This is a genomic window from Anaerovibrio sp. RM50, assembly GCF_000622005.1.
Taxonomy (GTDB): Bacteria; Bacillota; Negativicutes; order Selenomonadales; family Selenomonadaceae; genus Anaerovibrio.
Map to the genome: position 1 here is coordinate 301,014 of NZ_JHWV01000001.1, position 16,958 is coordinate 317,971.

General features: G+C 46.6%; 12 protein-coding genes and 1 riboswitch. All 12 genes read right to left on the reverse strand.

The features are described from left to right. Positions 1-6 precede the first annotated feature (6 nt). The 12 genes from T525_RS0101515 to T525_RS16490 all read right to left on the reverse strand — a co-directional run bounded on the left by T525_RS0101515 (position 7) and on the right by T525_RS16490 (position 16,958). Positions 7-1,542 (reverse strand): acyl-CoA carboxylase subunit beta, encoded by a 1,536-nt coding sequence (locus T525_RS0101515; RefSeq protein ID WP_027405724.1) that lies wholly within the window; start codon positions 1,540-1,542, stop codon positions 7-9. Positions 1,543-1,587: 45 nt separating this feature from the next. Further along, complete coding sequence (gene mce, locus T525_RS0101520) at positions 1,588-2,010, reverse strand: methylmalonyl-CoA epimerase (RefSeq protein ID WP_027396274.1); 423 nt, start codon at positions 2,008-2,010, stop codon at positions 1,588-1,590. Between the two features lie 32 nt (positions 2,011-2,042). Beyond that, a complete protein-coding gene (gene meaB / locus T525_RS0101525) occupies positions 2,043-2,981 on the reverse strand; it encodes a methylmalonyl Co-A mutase-associated GTPase MeaB (protein ID WP_027405725.1) in 939 nt (312 codons plus the stop codon). 70 nt (positions 2,982-3,051) lie between these two features. Then, entirely contained in the window at positions 3,052-3,441 is a 390-nt protein-coding gene (locus T525_RS0101530; RefSeq protein ID WP_027396272.1) for a cobalamin B12-binding domain-containing protein, read from the reverse strand. Positions 3,442-3,458: 17 nt separating this feature from the next. Continuing rightward, positions 3,459-5,105: a methylmalonyl-CoA mutase gene (locus tag T525_RS0101535; protein ID WP_027405726.1), complete on the reverse strand. Its 1,647-nt coding sequence runs from the start codon at positions 5,103-5,105 to the stop codon at positions 3,459-3,461. A gap of 17 nt (positions 5,106-5,122) precedes the next feature. Beyond that, on the reverse strand, positions 5,123-6,628 hold the full coding sequence (locus tag T525_RS0101540) for an acetyl-CoA hydrolase/transferase family protein (protein ID WP_027405727.1): 1,506 nt from the start codon (positions 6,626-6,628) through the stop codon (positions 5,123-5,125). A gap of 245 nt (positions 6,629-6,873) precedes the next feature. Beyond that, positions 6,874-7,443, reverse strand: a complete 570-nt coding sequence (locus T525_RS0101545; protein ID WP_027405728.1) for a peptide-methionine (S)-S-oxide reductase — start codon at positions 7,441-7,443, stop codon at positions 6,874-6,876. Further along, a complete protein-coding gene (meaB, locus tag T525_RS0101550; protein WP_027405729.1) occupies positions 7,443-8,636 on the reverse strand; it encodes a methylmalonyl Co-A mutase-associated GTPase MeaB in 1,194 nt (397 codons plus the stop codon). Before meaB (T525_RS0101550) ends, T525_RS0101545 begins: the two co-directional genes overlap by 1 nt. 12 nt (positions 8,637-8,648) lie before the next feature. After that, positions 8,649-10,850 (reverse strand): methylmalonyl-CoA mutase, encoded by a 2,202-nt coding sequence (scpA, locus tag T525_RS0101555; protein ID WP_027405730.1) that lies wholly within the window; start codon positions 10,848-10,850, stop codon positions 8,649-8,651. After that, on the reverse strand, positions 10,850-13,051 hold the full coding sequence (locus T525_RS0101560; RefSeq protein WP_027405731.1) for a methylmalonyl-CoA mutase family protein: 2,202 nt from the start codon (positions 13,049-13,051) through the stop codon (positions 10,850-10,852). Before T525_RS0101560 ends, scpA begins: the two co-directional genes overlap by 1 nt. Before the next feature lie 252 nt (positions 13,052-13,303). Next, positions 13,304-13,493: riboswitch (cobalamin riboswitch) on the reverse strand. Positions 13,494-13,610: 117 nt separating this feature from the next. Continuing rightward, positions 13,611-16,256, reverse strand: a complete 2,646-nt coding sequence (locus T525_RS0101565; RefSeq protein ID WP_027405732.1) for a calcium-translocating P-type ATPase, PMCA-type — start codon at positions 16,254-16,256, stop codon at positions 13,611-13,613. A gap of 27 nt (positions 16,257-16,283) precedes the next feature. Further along, positions 16,284-16,958, reverse strand: a complete 675-nt coding sequence (locus tag T525_RS16490; RefSeq protein WP_027405733.1) for a TerC family protein — start codon at positions 16,956-16,958, stop codon at positions 16,284-16,286.

Sequence of the window (16,958 nt, forward strand, 5' to 3'; positions counted from 1 at the left end):
TCTGAATTAAAGTGGAATGTTGCCGTGCTTCTTGGCAGGCATAGCCTCACGCTTGCAAGCGCAGGCATTCAGTGCAGTGATGATACGAGGGCGGGTTTCAACAGGCTCAATAACCATATCAGCATAACCGCGCTCTGCAGCCTTGTAAGGGGTTGCAAACTCATCAACATAATCCTGGGTGTGCTGAGCCTTAACATCTGGCTCATCACGCTTAAAGATAATGTTTGCAGCACCTGCAGGACCCATAACTGCGATTTCGGAAGTAGGCCAAGCCATAACCTGGTCAGCGCCCAATTCGCGGCAGCACATAGCGATGTAGGAACCGCCATAAGCCTTACGGGTAATAACAGTAATCTTTGGAACAGTTGCTTCACTGTATGCATACAGCATCTTTGCACCATGACGGATAATACCGCCATGCTCCTGACCAACGCCTGGCAGGAAGCCCGGTACGTCAACCAGATTTACAAGAGGAATGTTGAATGCGTCACAGAAACGAATGAAACGAGCAGACTTATCAGAAGCATCAATATCAAGGCAGCCGCCCATAACCTTAGGCTGATTTGCAATGATACCTACACTACGGCCATCAAAACGTGCAAAGCAGGTAATGATGTTGGTAGCAAAATGCTGATGAACTTCATAGAACTCGCCGTTATCAACTATTGCAGCAATGATATCCTTCATATCATAAGGCTGGTTAGGGTCATCTGGAATAACGGTGTTCAAGCTGTCGTCCATACGGTCCGGATCATCACCAGTGTCAAACATTGGAGCATTCTCCATGTTATTGCTTGGCAGATAGCTTAAGAGATAACGGATCTGCTCAATGCAGTCCTTCTCATCGGCTGCCACGAAGTGAGCAACACCAGACTTGGTGTTGTGAGTCATAGCACCGCCAAGGGCCTCAGCAGTAACTTCCTCATAAGTTACGGACTTAATAACTGCAGGGCCAGTTATGAACATCTGGGAGGTCTTATCTACCATGTAGATGAAGTCAGTGATAGCTGGGGAATATACAGCACCGCCTGCACATGGTCCCATGATTACAGAAATCTGAGGAATAACTCCTGAAGCTGCGGTATTGCGGTAGAAGATACCAGCATAACCGGAGAGAGCGTCAACAGCCTCCTGAATACGGGCACCGCCGGAATCATTGATACCGATGCAAGGAGCACCCATCTTCATTGCCAGATCCTGAACCTTCCAGATCTTCTTTGCGTGCATTTCACCAAGAGAACCACCCTCTACGGTGAAGTCCTGGGCAAAGGCATAAACCAGACGGCCATCAACAGTACCATAACCGGTTACAACGCCCTCTGCAGGAAGATCCTTCTTCTCCTGACCAAAGTTTGTACAACGATGCTTTACAAAAGCATCCAGTTCTGTGAAAGAATCCTCATCAAAGAGGAGCTCAAGACGCTCACGGGCAGTCATCTTGCCCTTCTCGTGCTGCTTGGCAATACGGGCCTCGCCGCCACCAAGCTCAATGTGAGCCTTCTTTTCCTTCATAAGTTCAATTTTTTCCTGAACTGTAGCCATTTTTTGCCTCCTAATCAGCCACAAGTGGCTGTATTTCTTATGTGATTAACGGTCCTCGTGCTGACAAAGTTCGAGCAGAACGCCACCAGCAGATTTTGGATGAACAAAAGCGATGTCAGCGCCGCCAGCACCCTTGCGAGGAGCCTTGTCAATCATAACAATGCCCTTCTCCTGAAGGTCAGCAATTGCAGCAGGAAGATCATCAACGCGGAGAGCGATGTGCTGGATGCCGCCACGGCCGCCGTTCTTCTCGATGAACTTGGCAATAGGGCTGTCATCAGCAGTACCAACCAACAGCTCAATCTCGGAACCGTTTGGAGTTGGATGGAAGGTAGTAGTAACCTTCTGCTCTGCAACAGTTTCTTCACCAGTGCAAGCCAGACCAATGGTGGTCCAGAGGTCCTTGCCCTCCTGTAAATCCTTGCATGCAATACCAATGTGGTCAACGCCTAAAATCTTGAATGCCATTTTTGTTTTCCCCCTAAATCTTTTATTCACACTTACTTAAGCATATCCTTCATCACATTACTGACAACCGTATAAGGATCAGTCTCCCTAGCCTTAATCTGCTCTACATATTCATCCATCTTGCCAGTTTCAACCAGCTTGTTGGTAATATAAGAACCTATATTGCTATGAAGCACATCCAGCATCTCGTTCTTGGAACGCTCTGTACGGCGTTTGGCCAATATTCCGTTTTCAGAGATATACTTAAAATGCTTTTCAATATTTTCAATTGTTTCGGTAATGCCCTCATTCTGGCTGGCAATTACCTTCTGGATAGGCGGACGCCAATCTGTCATTAAGCCGTCCAAATCAAGCATCATGTTCATTTCGCGAACCAGCTTGTCAGCTCCGTCATGGTCAGCCTTGTTAATGGTGAACACATCACCAATTTCAAGGATACCTGCCTTAATGGCCTGAATGTCATCACCCATGCCAGGAATCAACACAACCATTGTTGTATCAGCCGCCTTGACAATATCTACCTCGGACTGTCCAACACCAACAGTTTCAACGAAGATAATGTCCTTACCGAAGGCATCCATGGCTTTGACTGCATCAGCTGTCTTATGAGAAAGTCCACCAAGACTTCCACGGGTTCCCATACTGCGAATGAAAACTCCCTCGTCCATGGTCAGACCATTCATTCTGATGCGGTCACCCAAGATAGCACCGCCAGTAAATGGGCTGGTAGGGTCAATGGCGATAATACCAACTGTCTTCCCCTGTGCTCTGTAAGCCCTGGCCAGCTTGTCAGTAAGTGTACTCTTGCCGGCACCCGGAGGGCCGGTAATACCCAGGACAAAAGCGTGGCCCGTATGAGGATAAAGCTTTTTCATAATATCCATAGCTTCATCATACTCATTTTCGATGGCTGTAATCGCACGGGATAAAGCCAGCCTATTCCCCTTTAAAAGCTCTTCTACAATGTCCATCTATGCACCACCGTTACCAGCAATAAGATGACAGCCGCCGAAGCAGCCGTCATCTCTGCTGTATAAAAACTTATTTTACGTTAGCTTTAATAAAGTCAACAATATCGCCGGTTGGGGTACCTGGAGTAAATACCTCGGCAATGCCAGCTTCCTTAAGAGCTGGGATATCAGTCTCAGGAATAACACCGCCGCCAATGATAAGAACATCGTCCATGCCCTTCTCACGAAGCAGGTTTACAACTTTAGGGAAGAGATGTGGATGCGCACCAGAAAGGATGGACATAGCCACAACATTAACGTCCTCCTGCAAAGCTGCCTCAGCAATCTGCTCAGGAGTCTGACGAAGACCGGTATAAATAACCTCAAAGCCTGCATCACGGAGTGCTCTGGCAACAACCTTTGCACCGCGGTCATGGCCATCAAGGCCTGGTTTTGCTACTAATACTCTAACTTTAGCCATTTCTCAATTACCTCCAATTAAAGATTTACATGAGCTTCATACTCACCAAATACTTCACGCATTACGCCGCAAATCTCACCGAGAGTTGCATAGGTGCGAACAGCGTTAAGAATATGAGGCATGAGGTTCTCGTTCTCATCCTGACAAGCCTTCTTCAGATCAGCCAATGCGGACTTAACAGCATCGTTGTCACGCTTAGCCTTCATCTCAGCCAGGCGCTTGCACTGTGCAACACCTACAGAAGCATCAACCTTCAGCAGGCCCTTAGGTGGCTCTTCTTCAATCTGGAACTTGTTAACACCAACGATGGTCTTTGCACCGGACTCAACATCCATCTGCCACTTGTAAGCGGAATCCTGGATTTCCTTCTGGATATAGCCCTTCTCGATAGCTGCAACAGCACCGCCGATTTCATCAATCTTCTTGATGTATTCCCAAGCTTCCTTCTCAATCTTGTTGGTGAGGGCCTCTACATAGTAGGAACCAGCCAATGGATCGATTACGTCAGCCAGACCGGACTCATAAGCAACAATCTGCTGAGTACGGAGAGCGATCATTACAGACTCCTCGGTAGGAAGTGCCAAAGCCTCATCACGGGAGTTGGTATGGAGGGACTGGGTACCACCCATAACAGCAGCAGCAGTCTGGAGAGCAACACGGATAATGTTGTTGTTAGGCTGCTGAGCAGTCAGCATGGAACCTGCAGTCTGGGTATGTACGCGAAGCATCATGGATTTAGGCTTCTCAGCGTGGAAACGCTCCTTCATAACCTTGGCCCATACACGACGGGAAGCACGGAACTTGGCAACTTCCTCAAGTACGTTGTTGTGGGCATTCCAGAAGAAGGAAAGACGACCAGCAAAATCATCGATATGGAGGCCGGCCTTGATAGCAGCCTCGCAGTATGCGATACCATCTGCAATGGTGAATGCGATTTCCTGGGAAGCAGTAGATCCTGCCTCACGAATATGGTAACCGGAAATGGAAATGGTATTCCATTTTGGAACATTCTTGGAGCAATACTCAAAGATGTTGGTAATCAGACGCATGGAAGGACGTGGAGGGAAGATATAAGTACCACGTGCAGCATACTCCTTCAGAATATCATTCTGAATAGTACCCTTCAGCTGATCAGCAGGAACGCCCTGCTTCTCAGCAACTGCAATGTACATGGAAAGCAGTACAGATGCAGGAGCGTTGATAGTCATGGAAGTGGAAACCTTGCCAAGGTCAATCTGGTCGAATAGGACTTCCATATCAGCCAGAGAGTCGATAGCAACGCCTACCTTACCAACCTCACCCTCAGAAATAGGGTCATCAGAGTCGTAACCAATCTGAGTAGGAAGGTCAAATGCGCAGGAGAGACCAGTAGCACCGGACTCAATCAGATAACGATAGCGCTTATTGGATTCAGCTGCAGTAGAGAAACCAGCATACATACGCATGGTCCAGAAACGACCACGATACATAGTAGGCTGTACACCACGGGTATAAGGATACATTCCAGGGAAACCGATTTCATCAGCATAGTCAGTGTCCTTGATATCAAGTGGAGTGTACAGACGCTGCTCTGGCAGGTTTGGACGCTCTGGGAATTTTGCAGTAGCTTTTTCTACGCTGGCATTATATTTATCTAAACCAGCCTGAATCTTTTCATTGCTCATAGTGAAATATCCTCCTATTATTTCTTCATTGTGCCTGTTTTCATAAATCTTTCATGCCAAGAAAGTGCCTCATGTAAAATGTGTGGAGTATGAGCACTCTTGGTTTCTGCTAATGCTCTTTCATAATAATCCATCAGCATAGGCTTGAAGTCTGGATGAGCGCAGTTCTCAATAATAACCTTTGCGCGCTGACGTGGAGACAAGCCGCGAAGGTCAGCCAGACCCTGCTCAGTAACAATGATATCTACATCATGCTCAGTATGGTCAACATGAGAAACCATAGGAACGATGGAAGAAATCTTGCCATCCTTTGCAGTAGATACAGTAAAGAATACAGTCAGGTAAGCGTTGCGGGCGAAATCACCGGAACCACCGATACCATTCATCATCTTGGTACCCATGATATGGGTAGAGTTGATGTTGCCATAAATATCTGCCTCGATGGCGGTGTTCATGGCGATTACACCGATACGACGTGCAACCTCTGGGCTATTTGCTATCTCCTGTGGACGAAGCACAATATGCTTTCTGTATTCCTTGATATTAGCATAGAAACGCTTCAAACCTTCTGGGGATGGGGAGAGAGAGGTGCCTGATGCAAAATTCAGCTTTCCTGCATCAATCAGGTCAAACATACCATCCTGGATAACCTCAGTATAAACTGAGAGATCCTTCAGATCAGACTCAACGAATCCGCTAATAACAGCATTAGCAACAGCGCCTACACCAGACTGCAATGGCAGCAGGTTCTTAGGCATGCGACCAGCCTTTACCTCTGCATGGAGCAATTCGATAAAGTTCTGGGACATTTTGCGGGAGTTCTCATCGATTTCACCAAGTGGACGAACCTTGTCAGTAATATCACAAGGTACGATGTACTTGATCTTGTCTGGAGAACAAGGAATATAAGGAGTACCAATTCTGTCATTAGGCTTAACAACAGGAATTGGAAGACGATTTGGTGGATCGAGAGGAACATATACATCATGCATACCCTCCAGCTCCAATGGCTGAGAAGTGTTAACTTCTACAATAACTACATCTGCAGTCTGAACATAGGATGCAGTATTACCCATGGAAGTAGTAGGAATAATGTTACCTTCTTCAGTAATGGCACAAGCCTCTACGATAGCCACATCAATCTTGCCGCCCAAATATCCGTAACGAGCCAGCTGTGCGGACTCGGACAGATGCAGGTCAGCATACTCAATCTTACCGCTATTGATAGCGTTACGCATATCCTTGTTTGTCTGATATGGCATGCGGAAAGCAATACCATCAGCTCTTGCAAGACATCCGTCCTCTTCATCACCGGTAGAAGCGCCGGTCCAAAGGTTAATCTTGAAATGCTCCTTTTCCATGCGAGCAGCCAAAGCCATTGGAACAGCCTTTGGGTAACCTGATGGTGTGAAGCCGGAGGTACCAACATTCATGCCAGGCTTAATAAAAGCAGCTGCCTCTTCAGCAGTTACAATCCTGGACTGCAGTTCTTTGTTGCGTACCCTGTCGAGAATGTCAATCATCGAAAATCCTCCCCTAAAGTTGCATTGCTGCAACTCAAAATTTTCTGTGCGAGATGTATTATCTTTTTCCCCTGTGATTGGTGATTATAACTTTGGGTTATAATACGCTCAAACCATAGTTATACATTCTCGCATATATACATTATACATCACTCAAAGTCTACCACTCCAGATGATTTGAGTCAAGGAAAGATGTAGAAATTGTCATACAAATAAAGGGGATAGCTTTCGCTATCCCCCTTTTTTTACTGAATCTTAATATAATTCTTGAACTTCTGAATATCTATTTGCGTAATAGCAGAAGGATTCTTTTTAAGATAGTCCTGATGTGGCTCCTCAGCCTCCACAAATATCTTTATTTCCTCAGACCTTACAAATAGTTTTCGCCGTTGCTTCTGGTCGCTTACAGGGTCATTAATGGTAAGATTGCTCCCCGCCACCGCTGGTGGATTGGTCCTGTTGGCCATGAAATTTAAATGAAGTTGTATTTGGGGTAAATCTTCTGGTGTATTATGGTATACACCGCACATAAACATCGGACCAATTAAGTTCCCCTGACGATTTTCACTATAGGGGTCTGTTACGGAAAAAAGAATGTCCAGCAAGTAGGAAACATCAGTCTTCTTGGGGTTGTACTCCACACAGACCCCCATTACAGCCTTAACATTTCCTCCCGCCACGGCCTCATAATCCACAGCCTTTGACTCCGGATTTATATAACCAGTTTTTACTGTTACAACCCCGGGAAGTTCTTCAAAAACTGCCTGCAAATCGTGAAAGCTGCCACCGGAAAAATATATTTTCTTAGTATACATTAAGATTTCACCTCAGCTTCCGGATGGAATATATCCACCTGACGACGGGCTGCCATGTCCACATCAAACATATTCACCAGCTCCTTCACCGCCTGGGTAGGAGAAATTATTCCTTTTAGCACAGCATCCTTTACCTCCGGCATTCTGCCTGTTATCACAGGATCATCAAAGAACAGACTGTGAAGGTGTTCATCAATCATGCTGTACATCCATTCCAAAAGCTGACGATTGCGGCGTTTTTGGAAAACACCGCTCTCGTTGGTCATTTCCTTAAAAGCCTGGATAACCTTCCAAAGCTCCGGGATACCATATTTTGTATAAGCAGAACACATATATGCGTGGGTTGGCCACCCCTCTGTAGCGGGACGAATATATTCTATCATCCGCTCGTATTCCGCTCTGGCAACCTTGGCCTTCAGAAGATTATCCCCATCGGCCTTATTTATAACTATTGCATCTGCCAGCTCCATGATACCCTTCTTGATACCCTGTAAATCATCTCCGGCCCCTGTCAGCACCACCAGCATGAAAAAATCTACCATTGAACGTACTGTGGTTTCCGACTGGCCTACACCAACGGTTTCAATCAGAATAATATCATAGCCCGCAGCCTCGCACATGAGCATGGTTTCACGGCTTTTTCTGGCAACGCCGCCCAGGGTCCCCCCCGCAGGAGAAGGCCTTATAAAGGCCTCCTGACGACGGGAAAGCGTCCCCATTCTTGTTTTGTCGCCCAATATGGAGCCCTTGGTAACAGAGCTGGTTGGGTCAACGGACAAGACGGCCACCCTGTGGCCGGCATCGCAGAGCATATTACCGAAGGCTTCAATAATAGTGCTCTTGCCTGCTCCCGGCACACCTGTAATACCTATTCTAAGTGCCTTTCCAGTATGTGGTAAAAGCCTTTGTAAAACCCGCTGTGCCTTGGCAAAATGCTTGGAATTATTACTTTCAATGAGAGTTATAGCCCGGGATAATGTCATGCGGTCCCCATTAAGAACACCGTTGACATAATCATCCTCACTTAAGACCAGACGCCGTCTTGGCTTCATTTTTCCATTTAACAGATTAGGATTAATGTTGCCCACAGTGGTGTCCTTTATCCCCTCTATGCCGCCCATAACACTGCAGGCGAACTTTTCATTGGGCTCATCAGGAACCCAGCTCGGTTTTGAAGTGGTGTATTTTGCCATAACTCGTCACCATTACTCCTCTGCTAAATCTTCCTTGGCTCTTTCTATCAAAAGGGTCAGCAGCTTAATGCCAGCCTCCGGGATATTGGTTCCTGGAGCAAAGATGGCCACGGCACCGCTTTCGTAGAGGAAGTCATAATCCTGAACCGGGATGACACCGCCGATACAAACCATGATATCCTCACGGCCCAGTTTTTCCAGCTCCTGAACGAGCTGTGGAAGGAGAGTATTATGACCAGCGGCCAAGGAACTGAACCCAACCATGTGAACATCATTATCGACGGCATCCTGTGCAGTTTCCTCCGGGGTTTGGAAAAGAGGGCCTACATCAACATCCCAGCCCATATCGGCGAAGGAAGAAGCTATAACCTTCTGGCCTCTGTCATGGCCATCCTGGCCCATCTTGGCCACGAATATTCTTGGACGGCGGCCAGTAAGATTTTCAAATTCATCAGCCATTTCACGTGCTTTCTCCAAAGCACTCTTATCAGTAAACTCAGAGGAATAAACACCGGAAATGGTATGGATAACGGCCTGGAAACGTCCGGATACCTTTTCAACGGCATCGGAAATTTCACCCAGTGAAGCGTGGGCACGGGCCGCATCAACGGCTGCTTCAAGAAGGTTACCGTTGTCACGGGACTCTGCAGCCTTGGTAATACCCTCAAGGCAACGACGGACATCGTCATCGTTACGCTCTGCACGGAGTTTTTCCAGACGCTCAATCTGGGCCTGGCGTACAGCAGTATTATCAATGGCCAAAATTTCCAGTGGATCTTCCTTTTCCAGACGGAAGCGGTTCAGACCAACAATTGACTCATTGCCGGAATCAATCTGGGCCTGACGGCGGGCAGCAGCTTCCTCAATACGCATTTTTGGAAGGCCGCTGTTAATTGCCTTGGCCATACCGCCCAGAGCCTCAACCTCCTGAATATGAGCCCATGCACGGCGAATAATCTCATTTGTAAGAGCCTCAACATAGTAAGAACCACCCCAAGGATCGATAATCTTACATACGCTGGTCTCATCCTGAATATAAAGCTGGGTATTACGGGCAATGCGGGCGGAGAAGTCAGTTGGCAGAGCGATGGCCTCATCCAGCGCATTTGTATGGAGGGACTGGGTATGACCAAGAGCTGCTCCCATGGCCTCCATGAGAGTACGGGATACATTGTTGAATGGATCCTGTGCTGTCAGTGACCAACCAGAGGTCTGGCTGTGGGTTCTTAGTGCCATGGACTTATCGTTGGTAGCTCCGAAGGACTTAACAATCTTCGCCCAGAGCACACGGGCCGCACGCATCTTGGCAACCTCCATGAAGTAATTCTTACCAATAGCCCAGAAGAAGGAGAGTCGTTTAGCAAAGGCGTCAACTGGCAGACCAGCGGCCACACCAGTACGGATATATTCAAGGCCATCAGCAAGAGTGTAACCAAGCTCAATATCAGCAGTAGCACCGGCCTCCTGCATGTGATAGCCGGAAATGGAAATACTGTTGAACTTAGGCATGTATTTGGTGGTATATTCAAAAATATCACCGATAATACGCATGGACATTTCCGGTGGATAAATATAAGTATTACGCACCATGAACTCCTTCAGAATATCATTCTGAATAGTACCAGCCATAACACTCTTATCTACGCCCTGCTCCTCACCGGAGAGAATATAGAAGGCTAAAATTGGCAATACCGCTCCATTCATGGTCATGGATACGGACATCTGATCAAGAGGAATACCACTAAACAGAATACGCATATCCAAAATAGAGTCAATAGCAACGCCGGCCTTACCAACATCGCCCAAAACTCTTGGGTTATCAGAGTCATAGCCACGATGGGTAGGAAGGTCAAAGGCGATGGACAGACCCTTCTGGCCGGCAGCCAGATTTCTTCTGTAGAAGGCGTTTGATTCTTCAGCAGTGGAAAAACCAGCGTACTGACGAACTGTCCAAGGACGGAATACATACATGGTGGAATATGGGCCACGGAGGCATGGTGGAATGCCGGAGGCAAAATCCAGATGATTCATGTGCTCATATTCATCATAGTTATACAGCGGCTTTATAGGAATATGCTCCATTGTTTTGCCAGTCAGCTTGTCGAAATTGGCACCGGCAGCGTCCTCAAACAGCTTACGCCATTCTTCAGGGCTTCTCTCTGGAGCTTCTTTAAGGTTCATACTGGTAAAATCAGGATTGTTAAAAGAAGCCATCACTCAATCATCCCTTTCTTCTTCTGCAGTGCCTGCAGGATTTCATAACAATTTGCCTTGACAGAAATATACTTGTCAATACCGGCATTATCATAAGTTTCCTTAAGGTCCTTAGGAGCCTCACCAGCCAAAAATACAGTGGCATTTGGCAAAGCCTCGTGGAGCATAGGAGCCAGCTTAGGCACAATATCAGGATAAGTGGCATCTGTGGAGCAGATAACAACTGCATCAGCTCCGGATTCCTTGGCGGCAGCAGCGGCCTCTTCCTCAGTAGGGAAGCCGTTATTGCCTAGTACCTCAAAGGCACCAACCTGCAGGAAGCCGGTGGTAAAGTCTGCTCTTGCCTTATGCTGTGGAATAGGGCCCATATTGGCCAGGAAAATCTTAACATTGTCGTCATTCTTTTCCTTATAAGCCTCTGTCACCATGCGAAGAGCCTCATAACGCTCACTCCAGCGATGTCTTTCTATTTTTTCAACTTCCTCGGCATTTTCAGCACATTTCGGGCAAGTAAGGGCACTTCTCAGCTGCTCAATAGTGGCACCAGCCTTGGCTGCCTCTATAACGGATTCCATAGATCCCTTTTCATCCTTAATCTTGGCCAGAGCCTCATCACAGAACTTGGTGTCGATATCATTAAGATATGCGGAAATTTCCTCTGAACGCAGCTTCTTGTTCTCCCCGAAATCCTCCGGTCTAGGGTCAAGGCGCACCTCGGTCATATTAGGATACATATTGGAACCAACAATGCGGTCACGGCGAAGCTCCAGCTTCTTGAAGCGCTCGGCCAAAATAAGGCCAATCTGCTCCTGAGGATATCCCTCCTTGAGAGCCTCAACAATACCGCCTTTGGTTTCAATTACTTTAAATTCATCCCAAATCTTTTCTTTTACCTGTTTGGTAAGAGTTTCCACAGCCCAGGAGCCACCAGCAGGGTCAATTGGCTGAAGTAAGCCAAATTCCTCCTGAAGCATTATCTGAACATTTCTGGCAATACGGCGGGAGAATTCATCACCCTTGCGGATAACCTCGTCAAATGGAGGATTTTCGAAAGAATCCAGTCCTCCCACAACGCCTGAGAAAATCTCCGATGTATTGCGCAGCATATTTACATAAGGGTCATATACGGTCTTGAAGAAACGTGCTGGACGGGCATGAACGAACATTTTTTGTACTTCATCGCTACCGCCAAATGCCTCCACAATCTGGGACCATATAGGACGGACTGCTCTCAGCTTGGCAATCTGCATAAAGAAGTTGGCACCCATAGAAAATTCAAAGGCTATCTGGCCTGCAGCCTCGTCCACAGTAAGACCACGCTCCAGCATTGCCCTGATATAATCAGTGGCCACAGCCAGACTATAGGCAACCTCCTGAATATCGTTGGCACCGCCATTGCTGAACACATCGCTCTTTACAAAGCAGGTCTTTACTCCAGGGGCATTTTTTATAGCCCACTTGGCTGCTTCATAGGCCTCGTCATACAGTTTTGCCAGGGACTGTTTATTTTTACCAGTTGACACCAGTTCTCCCACTGGATTGGCACCAATAATACCCTTAAGAATATTGGTTGACTGGCCACTTGACTTTAAATCAGCTGCCACCATGGACAGCATAGGCACAGCAGATGCGCCGGCATAAATGTAGAGTGGATATTTTTCCAGCTTTAATCCATCCAACAAATCATGCACATCCTGCAGAGTGGTTACACTGCAGCCCTCGTCCCCGGGCTTATCTGCTTCCCTTGCATCCCCGCATGAAATAGTAGCCTTGTCGAGAGTAATGTTATAAATTGTTGAGCCCCTGTCTATTTCATGCTTCAACAACTCATTGTTCTCCTTAGGCATTGTTTCATCACAGGCTTGAGCGATACCCCATGGAGATTCTATGTAACCATTTGGCTTTGCTCCCCTCATAAAATCATCCATGCCAGGGAAGGATTTTTTAGGCAGGATTGGGTCAGTATCCTTCCTGAAATACATTGGAGAAAATGTGATACCCTCGTAGGTTTTGGTATACATTTTCTTTTCAAATGGCGCACCTTTTAGCAGGGCGATACAGGCTTCCTTCCACTCATCGTAAGTAGGCGGTGTAAACTCATCCAAAGGCACGTCAGGAAAATCAGTTACCTGTTCAGCCTTTTTCAGAATGGCCTGAAGATCCAGCTCTTCTTGGGCCTGACCGCTTTTCTCCTCATTCATTGAATTTACCTCCTTCACGCAAAATGAAAAAACCATCTGCCTAGAGTGTGCAGATGGAGTTGATGTAAGAAATATCCCTCCGGTAAAAATAAAAAACCGACTTAAATAAATAAGCCGGAGATTGATACCAGATAAACGAATCGCCTAAATCGCAGATATTCCATCCATCACAGTTCCATCCCCTACCCATCGCTCGCAGGTACAAGCATACTTCAAATCAAAGGGTTGCTGGCAGCCCTTTGAAATATCGCTAACGGAAATGATAAAACAGGCAGTTCTCCTGGCTCAGGATCAATGCTTGGTACGCCTTCCCAGATCACATTATCCGTGACCCAGTGACATAATTGTACTTCGCTCCCCATTACAGTGGCGGGACCGCTCCGGCTTGTACCGGATTCTCTATTAAGTCTGATAAACAGACACCTGTCCTCACTCTATTTAATTAATTTCATTCTAAATCGTTATAAATCAAATGTCAATGCACAAAAGGCATATTCGTATGACAATTATTACAAAATATGCCTATGGAAATACTACTATATAACCATAGGCATACCTACTATCTTAAAATTATTCTTCTTACTACATCCACTGGTATGACCAATATTGCCATAAAGGCACATATAAGCCATGTTTTCAGTGAAAGAGGCTCAACGCTCAAAACCTCCCCGCCAAATTCCACAAATACCCATTGCATGGCAAATATGGCAAAGCTTACCAGCAAAAAGGTATTGTTACGGCCAAGGTGCTCAAAGACATTTATATGGTCTGTGCGGGCGTTAAAGCCATTAAAGGTAATGGCCATCATAAAGGTGGCAAAAAGAGCTGACTTCAGATAGGTTACTGTCACATCGCCGAAAAGTCCCCGCACCGGTTCAAAGAACAAAATGCTCAGACAAATTGCCGTGATAACCAGGGCATTTATGATGACCTGTGTAAGCATTTTTTTGGTTACAATATTCTCCTGACGGGCCACCGGCTTTTCCAGCATATATTCCTGAAGGGCGGGCTCACTGCCGTAAGCAATGGCCGCCAAAGTATCCATGGCAAGATTAATCAGAAGAAGCTGAATAACCGTTAGAACAATATTCTCTCCCAGCATTGGTCCCAGAAAACAAACAAGTACAGCCGCCACGTTTACTGTAAGCTGGAATATAAGGAACTTTCTTATACTCTTAAAAATTGATCTGCCATATAAAATAGCCTTTACCACGGAGCGGAAGTTATCATCGAGAATAGTAATATCCCCTGCCTCCTTGGCCACCTCTGTGCCGCTTCCCATGGCAAAGCCAACCTCTGCCTTCTTTAGGGCCGGGGCATCGTTTACACCGTCACCGGTCATGCCCACCACCATATCCAGCTCCTGGGCAATATTCACCAGACGGCTCTTGTCAGTTGGCAGGGCCCTTGCTACCACACGAAGCTTTGGCAGAATTTTTTTCAGCTCATCATCAGACATTTTTTTCATTTCGCCGGAGGTGAGCACCACATCATCATCAGAGTGAATAAGGCCTGATTCCTTGGCTATGGCCACAGCCGTCTCCCGCTTATCCCCGGTAATCATTACCACCTGCACCCCGGCATTCTGGACCTCACGGATAGCTCCCATAGCCTCTGAGCGAAGGTTGTCACGAATACTGATAATGCCAATCAATGTAAGGCTGCCCTCAGCCTCAGCTTCTCCATGTTCATTAACGGAGCCTGAACCATAAGCCACCGCCAACAGACGCATGGAACGGCCGGCCTGTTTATCAATATATTTATGAATTTCACTGACAGAATTTAAAGCGTGGGGTAAACCATCCGCCCCCAGATACTGATGACATTTTTCCAGCATTACCTCCGGGGCACCCTTAAGATAACAAATACATTTATCATCTTCATTTACTGCCACTGCAGAATACTTGTCCCTAGAATTAAAATATTTAAAGCCAAGGGCCTCATCACGATTTATGGCGTCGGTCAGACCAGCATCCATCAATGCCTTGATTATGGAACGATCAGTGCTGTTACCGCCGATTACAGAATCTGCTCCCGGGTGGGCACTATTGTTAAGGCCAGCGGCTTTTATAAACTTGTTGATATATTCCCCTGAAGCCTCTCTTCCCTCATTGCTCTTCAGCTCAAGATTACCAATATGCTTTAAATGTACTAAATCTCCCAGTGCTATATCCACCACAGATAGCTTTCCCTCAGTAATGGTTCCTGTTTTGTCACTGAAGAGAATGCTGAGACTGCCGGAGGTTTCAATACCATTTATTTTCTTGACCAAAACATTGTCCTTCTCCATTTTCAGACTCTGAACGGAAAGGAGCATGGAGGTAAGCATTGGCAAGCCCTCAGGAACAGCACACACAATAACAGTTACAGCTACAGTAACCGCATCAATAATCAGGCGCACCCAGCCCCATAAATTGTCAGGAGCCTCCCCAGTAACAAAGGTCTTTATGAGAATACCCAGCACAATAGCAATTGCACCTATATAGCCAAAGGCAGAAATATGATGGGCCAGCTTATCCAGCTTCACCTGTAGTGGTGTCCTGCGGGCCGTAGACTGTGCTTCCAAAGCCAACTGACCAAACAGTGTTTTATCCCCCACTACACTGGTTTCCAGATATGCCTCACCACTGCACACCACCGTACCACGATAAGCATAATGGGGATTAAGCAAATCCTCCGCATCATAGCCATCACTGGCCTCATTATCCACTGGACATTTTAATATTTCCTCAGTCTCACCATTCAATACAGACTGGTCAATATGCACAGAGCCCTCAACCAACGATCCGTCTGTAGGAAGTCGGTCCCCGGCCTGTAAAAATACAATATCCCCAGACACCACCTCACTGACAGGAATCTCCGACAATTCGCCGTCACGAAGAACCTTGGTTATATCCTTGGCAGCCTCGTCATTTCGCAGGGTCACAGCTTTACCTTCCTGATTATACTCACTGACAGAAGCAACACCATTGGCGATAAGAATAGCCACCATTATTCCAACTGGCTCAAACCACTCCGCCTGCCCCATAAAATAAAGTACGCCCTGAATAATCAGAGCGACTAACAGAATCATTATCATGGGGTCCTTAAACCCCTGAAAAATCTTTTTAAACAGAGAATCCCTTTCAAGCTGAGTCAAAGAATTGCTGCCATATCTGGCCCGACGTTCTTCAATTTCAGCAGAACTTAAACCCATTAAGCTCATAAAACACTCCTACACACAACACAAGTTTTACTCAGGCTGTACTTGCTTCTTTTTGCTGTAGCCAATAATACACACACCCACGGCCAGTACAGCAGGAATAATAATGGAAGCCATGGAACCCAAGGCACCCTCGATTACAGGGCCAATGCTGGCATCGTGAACCAACATGCTGCCACCTGTCCAACCTAAAATACCGGCACCAAGATAAATCAGCACTGGCCAGTTATCCAACAGCTTGCCAATAATCTGGCTGCTGCCCACAACGATAGGCACACTGATAACAAGACCAATTACTACCAACAAAAAGCTGCCATGGGCGGCACCTGCTACCGCCAGTACATTATCAATACCCATAGCCGCATCAGCCACGATAATTGTCTTCACAGCCCCGGCGAAATTATCCGCCTCCTCTACATGGCCCTCCTTGGCTGGAGCCAACAGCTTAATGGCAATCGGCAATAACAGCAGACCACCCAAAGCCTGTAGATATGGGATAGACAAAAGATAAACCGCCAGCAGTGTCATAATAATTCTTATAATCACTGCTCCCGCAGTACCTACCAAAACTGCTTTCTTTTTTAGCTCATCCGGGAGACGATGGGCTGCCATTGCAATTACCACCGCATTATCCCCGGCTAAAACCAAATCAAGTATTACGATAGAAAACAAAGCTGTCCAAAAATCCAATGTCATAATTGTCAT